We start from the raw sequence: 18,165 nt of genomic DNA on the forward strand, positions 1-18,165 counted from the left end.
AGTTAGGATTGATTCTTTAAATTCACTTTTACCGGGGTACCATTTCTGAGTGACATGACTCCAGATGTTAATATGGTATCACCTACTTTAATTCCAGACAGCACACGTACTTCACTGTCCGTTCTGGCTCCAGTTTCAACTTCCACCTCTTTGGCTTTTCCATTTTCCATGACGAATATTTTCTTGCCGTTTTGGATAGGGATCAAGGCTTCTGTTGGTACCAATAATGCGTTATTGACAGTTTCAAGTGGTAAGGTCACATAGGCAAAAGTGCCTGGGTACAATTTATCTTCCTTGTTTTCGGCAATAGCTCTCATTCTCAAAGTTCTTGTGGCAATATCCACCTGTGGCTCTATCGCATAGATTTTCGCCGTGTGTTCTTCTTTGGAATTGGAGGTTGTAAATGTCAATATCGTGCCCACTTTCATACGGGAAACATATTTTTCCGGAACGGCAAATGTTAATTTTAGCTGACTTGTATTGACCAGTTTGGCAATTGGTGTTGACGGCGTAACATAAGTACCTTTAGAAATAGCGCGCAAACCGATGGTTCCCGAAAAAGGAGCACGAACGGTTGTTTTTGATAATTGGGCCGCAATCAGATCGGCTTGGGCCCGTGCAGATTCAAAATCGGCGTTGGACACATCAAATTCCTCCTGACTTATCGCCTGTTTATCCAATAACAGCTTAGCTCTTCTCTGATTTTCAGAAGCCAACTGTTGCGCCGTTTTTACTTGCGACAGTTGGGCGCGAAGTTCAATGTCATTGACTTTAAACAGAACTTGTCCTTTTGAAACCTTTTTACCTTCTTCAAAATTGATACTTTCTACAATTCCGGAGATTTCACTTCGTATCTCAATTTCCTCATTGGCCTCCAAGGTGCCGGAAAGGGTAAGGTTTTCTGCAAATTTCTCGGCTTGGAGGACTTTCCCTTCAACACTCATCACAGTGGCTGTTCGTTGAGCACCTTTCGGACTGCTGGCTTTGGAATTCACACTAATTCTATTAGCGATGAGCGCAATTATTCCGCAGATAATAATGGCGATAATAATGTATCTTTTTTTCATTAAAAGATGGTTATATAAATTCAGGATAGTTCATGGTTACACAAATCTAATTTTTTAAATTTAGAAGTACCAAAACTTAAGTTTATTTAACAGATTTTAAGAGAATTTGCATAAAAATCTACTATAATGTTTAAAGACGAGGTATTGAATTAGAAACTGTGTGTTTAATAGAAGTAGGCGTCGGGCTATTAAAAGCCACATGAGGGAAACAATTTAACTGGGAATAGTCCCATATGTAGTATTTTAAATAGTATAAACTTTTTTATTAGGATTTCCACAAGTGGTTTAATTAACTTTGACACCATATTAAAACCAACCAAAAACCACAATGAATTTTAGAATTCTACCCTTAGTATTTCTCATTCCTTCCTGTTTAATAGCCCAAGAAAACCAAAACACACCCCAGGATCTCGACGAAATCATCATCTCGGCGCAACGCATTGAAATACCTTTTTCAAAAGAATCACGCTCTATAATGATTATCACCGCAGAGGACATCAAGTTGAGTCCAGCCACTTCTTTGGCGAAACTTTTACAGGAAGTAGCAGGCTTGGATATAAGACAACGCGGCACGAATGGTATGCAGGCCGACTTATATATTAGAGGAGGTGGATTCGATCAAACACTTCTCCTGATTGACGGCATCAAAATGGACGATGCGCAAACGGGACATCATATTTTAAATGCAGCTTTACCTTTAGAAATCATTGAACGTGTAGAAATTATTAAAGGGCCAGCTGCACGAGTTTATGGACAAAATGCATTTACGGGTGCGGTGAATATCATTACCAAGAAAAAAAGTCCTGATCAACTGTCCATCGCATTGAGTGGTGGTTCGTATGACCAGTTGGGTGCTGCAGTTACCGCCAGCAACAATTTTGAAAACTCAAATCACTTAATGCATTATTCGAAAAACGTCTCTGAAGGCTATCGTTATAACACCGATTATGACACGGAAAACTATTTTCTTAAGAGCGCCTTCAATACTCAAAACACCCCAATTGAAGTTTTGGCCACCTTAACTGAAAGAAAATTTGGAGCGAACGGATTTTACGCCACGCCATCGGCAACTGATCAATACGAAGAAACCCAAACGAGTCTTGTAGGGGTCACCACACGATATAAAAAGAATAACTTGACCATCACGCCACAAGTTTATTGGAGGCGCAATCAAGACCTCTACTTGTACAATAGACAGAATCCAACCGGCTATAGAAATCTGCATATTTCCAATAAAATTGGCGCTCAAATAAATGGATCTTATCATTCAAATATTGGAATTACAGGCTTCGGCGTCAATTTTGAAAAAGTCTTCATATCGAGTAATAACTTAGGCAACCACTCGCGAACCATAACGACCTTGTTTTTGGAACAACGGTTTAAACTTTTGAATGATCGTGTCGATTTAACCCCAGGAGTTGCCATGTCTTATTACTCAGATTTTAAGTTTCACGCCTTTCCTGGAATTGATGCTGGCGTGGATATTACCAAAAACCTTCGTGCTTATGCAAACGTAGGCTATACGTATAGAATCCCCACCTATACTGATTTGTTCTACAGCGACCCCACCACTTTGGGCAACGATCAGTTAAAACCCGAAGAAGCCATTGCTGAGGAATTCGGAATTAAGTTTAAGAAGTCGACGTTTAATTTGACATTAAGTTTATTCAATAGGGATTCAAAAAATTTAATAGACTTCATCAAAACCACCGAGGATGAACCTTTTCAGGCCACCAATATCAGAAGTCTTAATACCAAAGGCTTTGAGACCTCCGTCGATTATGGGTTTTCGATGTTGACCTTTGATCAGAAAATCAATTTTGGATATACCTTTATTGAGGATAAAATAAAGGAATTAGACCTTCCGTACTCCAGATATGCCATCAATTCGTTGAAACATCAATTTATCGCGAATTTCAGATCTCAATTGATCAAGAATTTCTCACAAACGATTCTCTATAAATACGCCGTTCGTAACGCAGGAGATGACTATGGTGTGATGGACATCTCATTAAACTATCAAAATCATAATTTTGACATTTCAATGTCGGCTAATAATATTTTCAATGCTGAATACACTGAAACGAATTTAGTGCCGATGCCTAAAGGGAATCTTCTCTTTGGGGTGACCTATAAATTCGATTAGTATATTCCATCGGTGTAGAACCTTACCGACAAATATTGAAACTCAATGAAGTTAAAATATCATAATCGCTCCCGAAACACACAAGAGCAGCATCAATGATCTTTTAAATAATTTTTCATCAATCTTCGAAAACGTCCGTTTCCCTAAAAACTGAGCAAGTAGAAATATGGGAAAGACAAATAATGCCATTTTTAAGTGATTGACATTTAATATCCTACTTACTGCTAAAGCTGGGACACGAGTGATGGTAACCAGTCCTAAAACTCCTATCATTGTGGCTCGAAACACTTTTATACTATGAGCGGTGTTTTCAACGCAAATCACATACAAAGGTCCACCAGTTGAGAATACACCTGAAAAAAAACCACCCATAACTCCAAATCCAATAACTCCATTCTTATTAAGTTTTATTTTCGTTTTTCCAAAAGAGACATAGGCTACATACAGTAAGATAAAGACTCCCAACCCTCTTTTTAAAATGATGGGTTTTGCATAGCTAAGCACTACAATCCCTAAAATGACGCCTATCACCGAGGTCAATGCCAACTGGAGAATGATTTTCCTATCAATATTCCGCCATTCCTTCATGATTAGAAAAACACTCGAAAACAGATAAAAAATGGAAATAAAAGCGATTGCATCAGGGAGTTGCATTTTAAAAAGCAAAATAGGAAGCGCCATCAAAGACCCAGCAAACCCGACAACAGTCTGCACATAAAAACCCACGAATATTCCAATTGCGAGAATAAAAAAAACTTCTAAGGACATCATAAAATCATCTTATTAAACAGTATAAAATTACGAGATACGCAATCAATATGTAAATAGATTAAGTGGCAATCTCCACATAATTCCAAATAAAACGTGTATTTTTATCTTAAAACAATCGAATCGATGGTCAGTGATATAGATAGAGAAATAATCGGTTTATTAAAAATAAATGCTCGAGCCTCTTTTGCAGAAATAGGAAGAAAAATAGCGCTTTCTCCCTCCGCGGTTCGAGAACGCGTTCAGAAATTAGAAGATCTGGGAGTTATAAAATCTTATGGTGTTAAATTAAATCAAGCTCTTTTAGGAAATGGGCTGGAAGTATTTATTCTACTGAAAATCTTTGACGGAAAGTTGAAATATATTTTATCGGAAATCAATACCTTCCCCGAAGTCCAGGAAGTATACAGAATAACTGGGCCTTATAATATCCACGTTCGGGTTGTGCTCCGCGATCAACTACACCTACAACAATTTATAGATAAACTCATTCAATATGGCAGCCCCACTACTCTTCTCATTCTATCAGAAATTGAAAATAGAAAGGGTAGCTGATTAGAGCTACCCCGACATATTTATCTATTTTAAGATGATTATTAATTAGGCTGTATAGTAAACGAGTACTCATACCCCTTATTGGCAGGAATTGTGTATTCCGGATGGACCAATCGTCCCCACGACGTATCGCCGCCAACTCCCATTTGCATATAGTCAATGTTCCATTGCACCGTATTGCCAATTTTAATATCGGCGCCGTGCTTTTTGGTGACAGGCACCAAACCAGAAGCCGATTCGCTGGCATCATCACTATTAAAATCGATTTCAGTCATATCAAATGGCCAAACACTTGTGTTAAGTAAGATAGTACTTGACGCGGTTAATTTCACATTAGGCGATGTAACTTCAACCCAACGGACATCCGTTTTATTTCCTGTTTCCTGCGGACGGAGATATCTTTCAAACTGATCTACGATTTTCCCAGCATAAACCCCTGTTTTTAAGCCTGTTTTCCTGTCCCAATAACTTTCCGTCTCTCCTTTTCCATACCAAGACACATCAGTAAAATCATTGGATAAGGTCATGTACATCCCTAAACGAGGGATGTTAGGCAGATCCTTTTGATTGGGCGTAAAGCTAAAATGGGCATTTAGACTTCCATCGGTTTTCAAGGTGTATTTAACTTCTACTTTCGCCTCATTATTTGGCAATAGATAATTGACTTTATAGGTTACGCCATCATTGGATTTAGTAGGCTTTAAAGATAAGTTAGAGCTGTATTTATAAGTGGCGTCCTGCCAGATTTTAGCCCATTCTTGCATATTGTTTCCTAAATCATTATCTGTTGGTGCACGCCAGAAACTTGGGCGGATCGCTTTATTGGTGATGAGCTTTCCGTCGTAAGTCCACGATTGGATTTCTCCTGTTTCTGCATTGACCTTCAAATCAACAAGGTCATTTTTAATTGTGAATGTATCGTTGTTTTGAACGATTTCAAGAGATTTCCCTTCAGACGAAATTGGCATATTAAATTGGCCTTTTTGAAGTACAAACTCATCCCAGCCCACTTCATAGCCTTTCGGAATTAAATCTTTGGCATCTTTTTGAATTAAACTGACTTGGAGTATAAACTCGTTTCCTAAAGATAAGGAAGTTGGAAATTTCTCAAGTTTTATTTTCCCAGTCTCTTGAGGCTTCACATCAATATTAATATTCTCATCTTGAAAAACTTCTTTGCCGTTTTCCAATATTTTCCAAGCAATGGTTTTATCAGAGAAATCCACAAAGAAATTCTTGTTTTCAACTTCTATCACGCCATTCCCCAAATAATTGAATTGGACGGGTTCGTAAACCTTTTTGACTTCGGTCAAATGTGGGTGTGGCACACGATGTGGATCGACCAAACCATTATTTAAAAAGTTCCCGTCGGTTGGCAAGTCGGGATGGTAATCATGTCCATAGGCAAAATACGGATTCCCATTTTCATCTTTATATTCTAAAGCCTGGTCTACCCAATCCCAAATATAACCGCCTTGAAGATTAGGGTAGGTTTCAATTATATCCCAATAATCCTGCAAGTTGCCCACCGAATTTCCCATGGCATGCGCATATTCGATCATGATGGATGGTTTATCCGAATTGGATTTTCCGTGTTCGATCAGAAATTCTGGCTTTGGATACATTGGGCAATACAAGTCAGTATAATCTTCTTTTCTCGCAGGTTCATATTGCACAATCCGATTATCATCATGTGATTTCAACCACTTATAAGTAGTTCTAAAAATCTCCCCCGTTCCCGCTTCGTTCCCTAAAGACCATGAGTAAATTGAAACATGATTCCGATCGCGATAGTACATGCGTTGCGTACGCGCTTCATGTGCTGGCAACCAGCTCATTTCATTTCCTATTTGCGTGTTTTTGTCTATGGCTAACGGGTGACTCTCGATATTAGCTTCATCTACCACGTACAAACCATATCTATCGCACAATTCCAACCAATACGGATCGTTGGGATAATGTGACGTCCGCACCGCATTAATATTATTTAGTTTCATTAGCTGAATGTCCTTTTCCATTGATTCCCGTGATACGATATGCCCAGTAAGAGGATCCGTTTCGTGTCTGTTAACGCCACGAATGTAAATAGCCTTTCCGTTTATCAACACTTGAGAGTTTTTGATCTCTACACTTTTAAACCCAACATTTCTGGTGATGAATTGATCGTTTTTTGCGTTCGTATCATCTTTTAAAACTATTTTCAAAGTATATAGATTTGGCTGTTCGGCCGACCACTGTTTTACGTTTTCAAAAATGCTTTCTGAAGAAAATTGAATACTATCATTCGCTGGAATCTCTAAAACTTTAGAATCAGTAAATTTTGATGTTTCCCCATCAAAAACTTCTACGGACACTTTTCTTTTGACAGGCTCATTAGAATGATTGGCTATTGAAACGGTGTTTTTAAAAATGCCGTTGGTGTAGTTTTCATCTAAATTGGTATAGGCGTAATAATCTGAAATGGAAACTTTTGGTTGCGTATATAAATAAACGTCGCGCTCAATACCACTCATGCGCAAAAAGTCCTGACTTTCCAAATAACTGGCATCGCTCCAACGGAACATCTGCAAAGCCAATAAATTCTTACCTTCTTTTAAATACTTGGTAATATTAAATTCCGCTGGCAACTTACTGCCTTGGGAATAGCCTACATAGTCGCCGTTGATATAAAGATACATTGCCGATTTGGCACCTGCGAAATGTAAGATGACGTCTTCAGATAAAAACTCTTTATCTAAAGTAATTTCTTTTCTATAGGTACCAACGGGATTATAATCGGTGGGTGCATCTGGCCAGGTCGTGGTAAACGGATAACGCTCGTCCAAATAAATTGGATGATCGTAGCCCTCCACTTCCCAATTTGCAGGAACTGGAATTGTTGTCCAATCAGAGTCGTCAAAATTCACATTTTGAAATGTTGTAGGTCTGGTTTTTGGATCCTTAACCCAATTGAATTTCCACGGTCCGTTTAAACTTAAGAAGCGTTTTGAATTTTCCTTTTCTTTAAGGTCAGCCGATTCAAATGCGAAATAGGTCGCTCTTGGCGGCAATTTATGGTCTTCAAATACCTCGTGGTTAAAATGGGACGTTTGTTCTGGCACTTCCAATAGAGGTGCGTTTTTGCAACCCAAAACTATAAATAAAACGATGGCACTAAATAATTTTAATTTCATGTGTAATTTTTTAATGCCCGCCACGATGGCAAGCTTGGTTTTTAATAATTTCCGAACGTCGGAATGGTCCGCAAACACTCATTCCGCTGTGCGATTATGCTGTTAGTATGCACGTTCCGTTTCGAATAATTCTAAAATTGCATGATATCTTCCGCTAATATTTTTCTCAAATAAAAGAGCAATTCTTCGGCGTTATCTTTAGTAAAAATAATTGGGGGTTTAATCTTCAATACGTTATGATCTGGACCATCAGTACTCATTAAAATACCGTGATCTTTCATTCTATCTGCTAAATAATCGGTTTGGGCTGCCAATGGATTCATATCCGCATCCACCAATTCAATTCCAAGAAATAAACCTTGTCCACGCACATCACCAATAATTGGAAACTCGTGAGCCAATTTACGGAGTTCATCTTTTAAAAATGTTCCGACTTTTAAGGCGTTTTCCTGTAATTTCTCCCGCTTTACAGTGCGTATCACCTCAGCACCAATAGCACAGGACACTGGATTCCCACCAAAAGTATTGAAGTATTCCATGCCATTCGCAAACTTATCTGCAACCTCACGTGTACAAGCCACTGCAGCAAGGGGATGTCCATTACCTAAAGGCTTGCCAATAGTGACAATATCTGGAACCACATCATGTAATTGAAAGCCCCAAAATGTTTTCCCCGTCCTGCCGCAACCCGTTTGGACTTCGTCAGAAATACAAAGGCCGCCAGCTGCTCTCACTTTTTCATAGGCTTTGGCTAAAAACCCTTCTGGCAACTCAACTTGTCCGCCGCAGCTGATAATAGGTTCTATAATGAATGCACCTACGCCACGGCTTTTTTTATGGACAACATCGATTTGTTTTTGGACTTCTTCTGCATATTTCTCTGCGCTGTCCTCGCCTCTATATTTTCCTCTAAACGCATCTGGCAAAGGGAAAATATGGGTATGTTCTGGAGCACCACTTCCTCCTTTTCCATCAAATTTATAAGAACTAATGTCGATGCACATATTACTATTGCCATGATAGCCCACTTCACTGGCTATTATATCCCGTTCGCCAGTGGCCGCTTTGACCATTCTAATGGCCAGTTCATTGGCTTCACTGCCCGAATTGACAAAATGTAAAACACTTAATTCTGGTGGCAAGGTTTCAATAAGTTCTTCGGCCAGGGCATTGATATTGTCGTGCAAATAGCGCGAATTGGTATTGATCAGAGCCATTTGTTCTTGACCTGCCTTTACCACGTCATAATTTTCATGACCAACATGCGCCACGTTATTGACGGTGTCCAAATATTTACGTCCGTACTGGTCCATTAAATATTGACCCGCACCGCGAACCATTTTGATGGGCTCTTTATATTGAAGACTTAAGCTTTTGCCTAAATGTTGCTTTCTATAGTTGATTAATTCGGCATTGGAAGTGCCATCAATTTTTTGAAGCGCTTCGGTTTTAAATAACACATTCGGATTTGGACAGATATTCTTCCACACGTTTATTTGATTATAATACGCAACGCCGGGGAAATCATTCTTATAATCTAAAAGTGACAACATGAGCTGAAAATGAAGATGAGGCACCCAATTGCCGTTTTCTTGTGAAGCTCCTAATGCTCCGATTTTTTCATCTTTCTTTATAGTGTCCCCAACTTTATTTTTAGTAGCGCTTTCAACCGATAAATGCCCATATAGGGTGTAGAATTCAAAGTCGTCGGCTTGGTGTTTTAGAATAACCAATCCACCATATTCCTTATCACCAGCGTCATTGACAGCAATAACCACTTCGCCATCAAATAGCGCATGAACTGGAGTGCCGCTTGGCAACCAAAAATCAACCCCTAAGTGGATGGTTCTACTTTCCTTTCCGGAATTTCCTATTTTATCATAAGCATCCGACGTATATAAAGCACGAGGTTCTAAATAGCCACCGGCGATAATTTTGTTAGAATTTTTCTTTTGAAGCCGGTCAATTTTAAACTGAAAGAGGTCCAGATCGTTAAATTCCTCTTGGTGACCGATCCATTTGCTCGACACACTCAAATCGACGTGATGTACGTCGTTCTTGTCAATGGTTGGAAACAGGTGGTTTAGTTCAAAACTTTGTTTTTCAGCCCAATCCTTAAACGCCTTTGTCTTAGGATGTGCTTCGTAACCACAGGTATTTCTAAAACTGAAATGCGCAAAATCCGGACTTATATTGCGCCATTTCTCAAGCACTTTCCAAGCTGGTTTTTCACTGATCAACAAGTAGGTGTTATCAGGTTCTGCAATTTTATTGATGGCCGATTTAGTCACTGAAATCACCAATCGCATGGCAATAGCATTGTATAAATGCGCTAATTCGTCCTCTTGCAATTCAAACGTCGAATGATAGCCTTGAACAATCGGCAAAGCCGCTTCCAACGGGTCGTTATGATCCATTATAGCATACGCGCAAGCAACGGCAACATCATTTATAATCTGGGTATGAACAGCGTCGCCATAATCTATGACCGCTTCAACTTTAGGTTCAAGTAAATCGGAGGAGACAATGATATTATTATCGTTGGCATCATTGTGAACGACTGCTTTTCTTAATTTCGAATAGGTATCTTGAGAGACTTCAAACAGATTTTGAAAATATTCAACGATGGCTTTTTCTTCATCTCTAAACAGGTCAACATGGTCTTTTGTCCAAAGCGATTGTGCCACATCCCAATCAAATCCGCGATGTGCTTCTGCATGGTCAAACCCTTGCAGCGATAGGGTCAACAATCCGCATTGTTTACCTAAACTAAAGCGCAAATCATCCAATTGCGGATTGATGCCACTCCAAACGCGGCCAGAAACCCAACTTAATAACCGCACATGGCGTTCCTTTCCAAAATCATCGGTGATTTTAGAAATAGCATTTCCATTCGTATCACTTATAACTTTGGGCGCCATTAGATTTCGCCCATGATCTGCAACAAACTGCAATAGTTGTTGTTGAAAATCAAGATAGTTCTCATTTTCGTTCGGCCGGGATATTTTTAGAATGTAACCAGGCCCATTATCAACCTTAATTCTAAAGTTAAAATCCAATTCGCCAGGAAGTGCTGTTGCCTTTCCTTTAATCTGGAATAGCTTGAAGAGAATGTCTTCAGCCTGCTGATTTGATATTTTTAAGTTGTCGTAGTTCATTTAGTCGTTTTGTAATAGCATGATAAGATGTGCTGCACTCCAACTGAAATTTTGGGCGTTTAAACCTTCTCCAGTGATGGGATGGTAATTCTCACGAATGGCTTTTCCTTTTCCTAAAACGCCATTGGCACCTTCAATAATTCGGATGGTCGCTTGATCTGCCTCTGTATTAAATCCGTAATTGCGTAATCCCTGAACACCAAAATAAGCCTGATCCAGCCAGTTCGGGCCTCTCCAATAACCTTTTAGTGGATTGAATTTCTCATGATCCGCACTCATGGTTTGAAAAGGGACTTTCGTATAGAACTTTTCAGGGTCCATCATTTTAAATTTTACAGCATTAGCTTGCTCTTGTGTTGTGGCATTTGCCCAAAGTGCGGTCCAGCCTTCACTTCCTTCACCTTTAATAAAAGTTTTACCGTCAAGAGTTGTATCATAAAACCAACCGTCCTCTGGGTCATAGAATTGTTCTTGGATTTTATCTTTCAATAGTGCTGCTTCGTCTTTATAGGTTTTTGCATCCTCTAATTTATTGATTATCTCTGCCAATTCACTTAAATAAAGTTTTTCAGCATACAAATAAGCGTTTAAATCGACACTTTCCTGATCTAAAGAATACGCACCTTCTCCGTTTTTAAGAATTTTGGAATCGTCAAAACGAATGGCATTATCCATTCCACTTTCCCATTTTGCGGCTACTACGGTTCCATCGGTAGAACCATATTCACATAATCCATCTTGATCGTGGTCGCGTTTAGCGTACCACCACTCGTGGTAATTTTTGATTTTCGGATACAACTCTTTTACAAATTCGGCATCCTTATCCTTTTCATAAATTTTAGCAACCGCCCATGCCGATAGTGGTGGTTTGGTGTCGCGGTAGTTATGCGCTTCAATTGTGGTATCTCGAAAGATACAATCGACTATAAATCCATCATCACTTTGAAAATCGAACATGGCCCGCATTTGATTTTTTGCCAAGTCGATGTCATAATAGGCTAATCCCACAGCATGTTTCCACGAATCCCAGGCCCAAAACCCGTGGAAGCCTATATAATGATAACTTGGAAATAAGCCTTCGTTGGTCAATTCCCCAGCAGGGATTCGCCAGTTATTTTGTAAGGTCAACTGTGACTTGGCCAGAACCCCAGCATATTTATCATCTTTAAATTCTGGTTTCCTATTTTCAATAATGGCTTTTAACTGATTGTTCTTTTCGCTTTTTCGAACTTCAAAAACCGAATCAAAATTCACGTTAGCTATGCTTTGTTTCTCTTCTTCCCAGGAATATTCAGGAAAAATAAAAGTTTGTGCCACCACAATTTCTTTGGTTTCGTTGGGTTTTAGAGTCAGAACCTCTTTTGCTTTATAGTTTAAGCTATCAACCAACTCAACCTGCGTATTTTTAGGGAAAGTGAGGTAGCCTATAGCATCGGTTTCTGTGGAATTAATAGTGATGGTGTGATCATTTTGCGATAATGAAATCCCTTCAATCAAAATTGGCGCATTTCCCCAAAGCACTTCCACATCGATCGTTTCATTACCAGTATTCTTGATTTTGGTCTGCAATAAAGCGGTGTGGCCGTTTTTAAAAAGCAAGGTTTCGCTAACGGCTATTTTATCGCATGCATAATTCATTTCCAAGTGACTTGAATAACTACGTGAAGATTCGGTCTTTAAGGATTCAGGATTGTTATCCACCCTAATCTTAGTATTTGCAAAAGAATTGCTTAACCAAACCCCGTTTTGCTGTGTCATTAAAAAAGGTCCTGTAAAGCCAATCACATCAGTTGTATCTTCAGGCATCCCATAGGCAAACCAAGCGCCCTGATCAGAAAACATAAGACCTGATCTGTCTTTAGCATCTTTCGGCGTGATATGATAATCCAAAATGTTTTCACTGAAATCCAGAAAATTATTTGCTTTCTCAGTTTTCTGTGATTCTTTTGAAGTATTGCAACTCAAATTAAATAACAATCCGAGTGTAATTACATATTTGGCCATTGTTTTCAGATACATCTTTTTAACCATTTCAAAGTTTTAAATCCATTTATATTATGACATAGCAAATTTCGTTTTTTTATTGACAATAACACAAAACTCACCTTTACTTGACCTTACAAATGCCTCTTTCATTAAAAATATTAAATTAATATTGTCGATATTTGATAACACGCAAATCATTCTAAAAAGTATAAGTACAGCTCTGTTACTAAGAAATTCCAATTCATGAAAAAGTTGACGCATTTTATTCTTTTCACCTTTATATGCATTTGTTTTACAACACAGGCACAAACGAATATATGGGATGAAAACCCAGCTGATTCGCAAGTTGAATTGGACAGTTTGTTGACCATTTTACCTACAGTGAATCGGGTAAAAAAAACACCCTTGTTAAATAGGATTGCAGAGATCTATTGGTCAATCAACCCTGACAAAACCATAGAATATGCTTCAGAAGCCTTACAACTATCAAAGGAATTCAATCAAAAAGAGCAAGAAGGCTTGGCCCTTATCAATCTTTGCCAAGGCTATTTATTTAATGATATTTATGATAAGGCCTTACAATATGGTTTACAATCTCTAGAAATCCGGAAAGAGATTGGAAATGACTACGATTTGGCTTTTACCTTACGCACGCTTGGATGGCTCTATTATGACATTGGATATTTTGACAAAGCCTTGGAATATCATACGGAAGTACTCAAAATACACGAAAAAATAGGTTCAAAACAACGGATTGCCTACAGTTACAATAGTATAGGACTGATTTATGAGGGGAAAGGCGATTGCAATTTAGCATTATCCTTTTTTAAGCGATCCTTAAAACTCATCGAAGAGCTTGACAATAAGGACAGAATTGCCGAAGCCATGACCAATATGGGCATCTGTTATCGTAAAATCGATGACCTTGGTTTAGCCATAAGATACTTAGAATCGGCGCTGGAGATTACCAATGAAATCAAATTCGATCACAAAAAAGTCTATATCCTGCATGAGCTGTCCATTGTCTATTTGAAACAGGAGGATTTTAAAAAAGCCCACGCTTTATTGGAAGAATCGAGAATGATTATTCAAACGATCAAGAATAACAAAGAATTAATTTTAGAGAATAATAAAATCACCTCCGATTATTATGTCGCAACAAATAATTATAAGGAGGCCTACAGTTACTACAAGAAATACATAGAAGAATCCTCTGAAATATTCTCAAGCACTGAAAGTGAAAGACTCGCCGAAATGAGAGTTTTGTACGAGGCCGAACGACGTGAAAACGAAATTAAACTCTTAGAACAAGAACGACACTTAGAAGCACAAAAAAGAAATTTTCTACTCATTGGTGCGCTATTATTGGTCATTATTGCAGTCCTGATTATTGGAAGCCTCTGGAATAATATAAAAAAGAAGAAGGCCATCTACTTGCAGAGCCACAAACTCTCAAAAGAGAAGTTAAAAACACAATCTTTAGAACGCGAGAATCTTGAACACAAGTTAGAGTTTCGCCAAAAAGAACTCACAAACCTAGCCTTGTTTATCTCGCAACGTACTTCCATATATAAGGACTTCACCAAGTCTTTAAAAGATTTAAAATTCACCGATTTAAAAGAGCTCAAAAAAAACATTGATAATCTTATAAAAGAATATACGTTTAAGTTTGATTTTAATGAAGACATTCAACGCTTCCATGCCAATATAGAAAATCTGCAAAGCGACTTTCTATTTAAAATCAAAGAAGAATTCCCGCATTTAACGGATAAAGATGTTCAGCTTGCTGTTCAGGTCAAACTCAAACTTAGCTCCAAGGAAATTGCCAATATAAATAATATCTCTTTAAATTCGGTGGAAATTGGCAGGCATCGATTAAGAAAAAAGCTCGGCTTGGAGTCAAAAGACAATCTTGTAACTTTTTTAGAAAACATTTAAGGTATAAGGTTATTTCTGACAACCTTTTGCCCACATCTCATCCAACAAAACACACTGATCAGCAAATTACTCCCACATAATCAGATACTTAAATAATTAAATTCAGATTTCAAAAGCCTCAATAAAATTAAAATTTATATAGGTTGTAAAGGTCAAGTAAAGGTGGTTTCTAATGTTTTGTCTCAAAATAATTTCATATTTGGTATTCTTAAACTTAAGTTAAATCGAAGTTTCAGCTAACTAATAAAGAAATTACTAACATGAAAAAAAAACAATCAAAAAATCAAATTCACTCTTATAAAAGTCTGTTTTTATTACTTTTTGTATTTGTGTCTTTTGGATTTATGACCAACACGCATGCTCAAGGCATCTTGGTGAAAGGAACAATTACAGATAATTCTGGAATACCCGTTCCAGGAGCAACGGTTATGGTAAAAAGCGATCCATCTGTTGGGACACAGTCTGACTTTGACGGAAATTATTCTCTTGAAGTACCAAACAACCAAACCATATTGGTTTTTAGTTACTTGGGTTTTGCAACTAAAGAAATTATGGTAGGCTCCCAAACAACCATTAACGTGTCATTACAAGAAAGTGCTGAAGATTTGGATGAAATCGTTATTGTTGGATATGGTACCCAAAAGAAAAGTGATGTCACTGGAGCCATAAGCTCTGTCAAAAGTGAAGACCTCACAAAAGTGGTGACCACAAATCCTGTAGACGCACTCCAAGGTAGGGTTTCTGGTGTTACGGTAACCTCTTCTTCTGGAAGTCCTGGTTCTACATCAGATATCACCATTAGAGGCATTGGAAGTTTTGGGAACAATCAACCGCTTTATATTGTTGACGGTGTACAAGCTGACCCGTATTTTTTAAATGCCAATGATATTGAGTCCATTGAAGTTTTAAAAGACGCGGCTTCTGGTGCTATTTACGGAACACGAGCAGCTAATGGCGTCATTATCATTACCACAAAAAAGGGTAAAGCTGGCAAAACAAAGATCGAGATAGAAAGTTCTTTAAGCTCCAATACAGCTAGAGAGGCCATGAAGTTACTTGATGCCGATGGATACGTTTCCGTACATAGACAAATGTATGAGAATGCAGGTGCTAGTCTACCGCAATATGTTCAAAACCCACCCAATGTGAATACCAATTGGATTGATGAAACCCACAGAACCGGTCAATTAAACCTATTGAATGTTCGCGTAAGTGGTGCCTCTGACAATATCAATTATAGCGTAGCTGGAAGTTACGCTGATGAAAAGGGGATTTTAATCGGTTCTGGATTTACCAAAAAAGGCATCAATGCCAACCTTTCATCCACGAAAGGGAAATTAAAAATTAACACGAGTTTAAATTACAGTGAAACAAATCAAGAGGATTATAAATTCTCACTTAGGGAAACCTATTTCATATCACCCTTGATTCCTGTTTTAGATCCGTCTAAACCATCAGGTTATGGCTATAGAAGTGGCGATCTACCTGACCATCGAAATCCAGTTGGTGAAGCTGCTATTATTGATGGCTACACCAAGATGAAGTATTTCTTAGGAAATGTAGGTTTTACATATGAAATTATTGAAGGGCTTAATGCCAACGCAAACTTTTCCTTAGCCAACAGAGATAATTACACTTATGCTTTCCATCCGCCATTTCAGGTAAGGGATATTGATGACAATCCACAGAATGAATACGCCTTTGTTTCTGAGTACAACAGTGAATTCAGAAGGTTAAATCAAGAGTACACGCTCAATTACCAGTTTGATCTAGGTAAGCACTCGGTTAATTTATTGGCGGGATATCAACGAATCTCTGAACCATTTAAGGAAACCTACGTCCAAGCCGAAGGTTATAAGTTTGATGAGAATGGCGATAAAATCCCAGCTACAATATTAGATCCAAGTTTCAACACTATGAATGCCTTTGGCGACGGCACTTATTCGGCCGAAGGAACAAACGCAGAATATGCATTGGTATCTCAATTTGGAAGGGTTAATTACGCCTACAATGATCGCTACTTATTTCAAGCGAGTGTCCGAAGGGATGGTAGCTCAAAATTTGGGAAGAACAATCAATATGGTGTTTTCCCTTCTGTGGCCGCCGGGTGGAAGATAACAGATGAAGATTTTATGAAGAATCAAAATATCTTCAACTTCCTAAAATTACGCTTCAGCTGGGGGCAAGCAGGTAATGATAGTGCTTTGGGATATTACGATTATATCGCCCTTATCTCTCAAGGAAAAGACCGAAGTAATGGAGGTTATGTATTTGGAAATCCACAAACCTCATATTTAGGAAGTATCGCGCGCGATTTGCAGAATGATGACCTACAATGGGAAACCAACACCTCATCAAACTTCGGAATCGACTTTGCCTCCTTGGGCAATAAGTTAAAAGGGGCCATCAACTATTATAGCACAACTACTCAAGATTTACTCATTACAAAAGAGGTTTCCCCATCAAGCGGGGTCAACAATCCGATTGTAAACGTTGGAGAATTTGAAAATAAAGGATTGGAATTAGAGCTGGGCTATGTCAATAAAGATGGTGAATTTGGTTACTCAGCTTTTGGAACCTTTACCACCATTAACAGCGAAGTAACAAAACTCAGTAACGCCAATCAAAAATTATATGGGATTGGTTTATTGTTTGGATCGGATCATTTTGTGAACCAAACCCAAGTAGGTTATGAGCCTGGAGCCTATTTTTTACCTGTAGCCGATGGGATCTTCCAATCACAGGCCGAAATTGATGCTCACGGTGCGCAACCAAATGCCTCTCCTGGAGACATCAGGTTTGTAGATCAAAATGGTGATGGTGTAATAGATTCAAAAGACGAAACCTATCAAGGCACGGCAATTCCTAAATACGAATACAGTTTGAGTCTTTCAGCCGATTACAAAAAATTTGACTTCAATATATTCTTCCAAGGTGTTGGAGGCAACAAAATATACAATGGCAACGATTTTAGATTGTTAAGCTTGGATACGGGAAGGAATTTTAGAGCTGAAGCGGAGAATGCATGGACGCCTTCCAACACCAACACCAACATTCCAAGAGCGGTATTGGGCGACCCTAACAGAAACAGTAGGGCCTCAACGAGATTTTTAGAAAAAGGCGATTATTTAAGAATCAAGACCATTCAGATTGGGTATTCATTACCGACCAATATTCTGGAAACTTTAGAGTTGGATAAATTGAGAGTTTACCTTACCGGACAGGACTTATTTACATTCACCAAATATAGTGGCCTAGACCCTGAAGTTGGAGGAAGCGTATTGTCAAGAGGTATTGATATTAATTTATATCCGAAATATAAATCGATAATTTTTGGAGTACAATTAGCATTTTAAAAATTACAAAACATAATA

At 38.4% G+C, this 18,165-nt stretch carries 9 protein-coding genes; 4 read left to right on the top strand and 5 right to left on the bottom strand.

What is annotated here, in order from left to right:
- Positions 1 to 2 precede the first annotated feature (2 nt).
- Positions 3 to 1,067, bottom strand: coding sequence for an efflux RND transporter periplasmic adaptor subunit (locus G6N06_RS03915; RefSeq protein ID WP_163514746.1), 1,065 nt, complete (start codon positions 1,065 to 1,067; stop codon positions 3 to 5).
- A 328-nt stretch (positions 1,068 to 1,395) separates the two neighbouring features.
- Here G6N06_RS03915 and G6N06_RS03920 point away from each other — a divergent pair, with 328 nt between their 5' ends.
- The gene (locus tag G6N06_RS03920; RefSeq protein ID WP_163514747.1) at positions 1,396 to 3,213 is read left to right on the top strand and encodes a TonB-dependent receptor plug domain-containing protein; all 1,818 of its coding nucleotides are present in this window, start codon (positions 1,396 to 1,398) and stop codon (positions 3,211 to 3,213) included.
- A 51-nt stretch (positions 3,214 to 3,264) separates the two neighbouring features.
- On the opposite strand, the gene G6N06_RS03925 is transcribed toward G6N06_RS03920, so the two are convergent.
- Positions 3,265 to 3,984, bottom strand: a complete 720-nt coding sequence (locus G6N06_RS03925) for a sulfite exporter TauE/SafE family protein (RefSeq protein WP_308469742.1) — start codon at positions 3,982 to 3,984, stop codon at positions 3,265 to 3,267.
- Positions 3,985 to 4,107: 123 nt separating this feature from the next.
- Here G6N06_RS03925 and G6N06_RS03930 point away from each other — a divergent pair, with 123 nt between their 5' ends.
- Entirely contained in the window at positions 4,108 to 4,536 is a 429-nt protein-coding gene (locus tag G6N06_RS03930) for an Lrp/AsnC family transcriptional regulator (RefSeq protein ID WP_163514748.1), read from the top strand.
- Positions 4,537 to 4,577: 41 nt separating this feature from the next.
- Here G6N06_RS03930 and lacZ read toward each other — a convergent pair whose 3' ends face one another.
- The 3 genes from lacZ to G6N06_RS03945 all read right to left on the bottom strand — a co-directional run bounded on the left by lacZ (position 4,578) and on the right by G6N06_RS03945 (position 12,898).
- A complete protein-coding gene (gene lacZ / locus G6N06_RS03935) occupies positions 4,578 to 7,709 on the bottom strand; it encodes a beta-galactosidase, LacZ type (RefSeq protein ID WP_163514749.1) in 3,132 nt (1,043 codons plus the stop codon).
- A gap of 131 nt (positions 7,710 to 7,840) precedes the next feature.
- Complete coding sequence (locus tag G6N06_RS03940) at positions 7,841 to 10,867, bottom strand: aminotransferase class III-fold pyridoxal phosphate-dependent enzyme (protein ID WP_163514750.1); 3,027 nt, start codon at positions 10,865 to 10,867, stop codon at positions 7,841 to 7,843.
- Positions 10,868 to 12,898 carry an MGH1-like glycoside hydrolase domain-containing protein gene (locus tag G6N06_RS03945; RefSeq protein WP_205334715.1) on the bottom strand — a complete coding sequence of 677 codons (2,031 nt, stop codon included), beginning with the start codon at positions 12,896 to 12,898 and terminating at the stop codon, positions 10,868 to 10,870.
- A gap of 198 nt (positions 12,899 to 13,096) precedes the next feature.
- Here G6N06_RS03945 and G6N06_RS03950 point away from each other — a divergent pair, with 198 nt between their 5' ends.
- Together G6N06_RS03950 and G6N06_RS03955 are read left to right on the top strand one after the other, a co-directional pair.
- Positions 13,097 to 14,791 (top strand): tetratricopeptide repeat protein, encoded by a 1,695-nt coding sequence (locus G6N06_RS03950; RefSeq protein ID WP_163514752.1) that lies wholly within the window; start codon positions 13,097 to 13,099, stop codon positions 14,789 to 14,791.
- 260 nt (positions 14,792 to 15,051) lie between these two features.
- The gene (locus G6N06_RS03955) at positions 15,052 to 18,147 is read left to right on the top strand and encodes a SusC/RagA family TonB-linked outer membrane protein (RefSeq protein WP_163514753.1); all 3,096 of its coding nucleotides are present in this window, start codon (positions 15,052 to 15,054) and stop codon (positions 18,145 to 18,147) included.
- The last annotated feature ends 18 nt before the right edge of the window (positions 18,148 to 18,165 follow it).

The sequence above is a fragment of the Gelidibacter japonicus genome (genome assembly GCF_010725055.1).
GTDB classification, from domain to species: domain Bacteria; phylum Bacteroidota; class Bacteroidia; order Flavobacteriales; family Flavobacteriaceae; genus Gelidibacter; species Gelidibacter japonicus.

Coding starts and splice junctions, on each gene's coding strand:
- lacZ (WP_163514749.1), bottom strand. CDS start 7,709: ATGAAATTAAAATTATTTAGTGCCATCGTTTTATTTATAGTTTTGGGT.
- G6N06_RS03925 (WP_308469742.1), bottom strand. CDS start 3,984: ATGATGTCCTTAGAAGTTTTTTTTATTCTCGCAATTGGAATATTCGTG.
- G6N06_RS03915 (WP_163514746.1), bottom strand. CDS start 1,067: ATGAAAAAAAGATACATTATTATCGCCATTATTATCTGCGGAATAATT.
- G6N06_RS03940 (WP_163514750.1), bottom strand. CDS start 10,867: ATGAACTACGACAACTTAAAAATATCAAATCAGCAGGCTGAAGACATT.
- G6N06_RS03920 (WP_163514747.1), top strand. CDS start 1,396: ATGAATTTTAGAATTCTACCCTTAGTATTTCTCATTCCTTCCTGTTTA.
- G6N06_RS03945 (WP_205334715.1), bottom strand. CDS start 12,898: ATGGTTAAAAAGATGTATCTGAAAACAATGGCCAAATATGTAATTACA.
- G6N06_RS03950 (WP_163514752.1), top strand. CDS start 13,097: ATGAAAAAGTTGACGCATTTTATTCTTTTCACCTTTATATGCATTTGT.
- G6N06_RS03930 (WP_163514748.1), top strand. CDS start 4,108: ATGGTCAGTGATATAGATAGAGAAATAATCGGTTTATTAAAAATAAAT.
- G6N06_RS03955 (WP_163514753.1), top strand. CDS start 15,052: ATGAAAAAAAAACAATCAAAAAATCAAATTCACTCTTATAAAAGTCTG.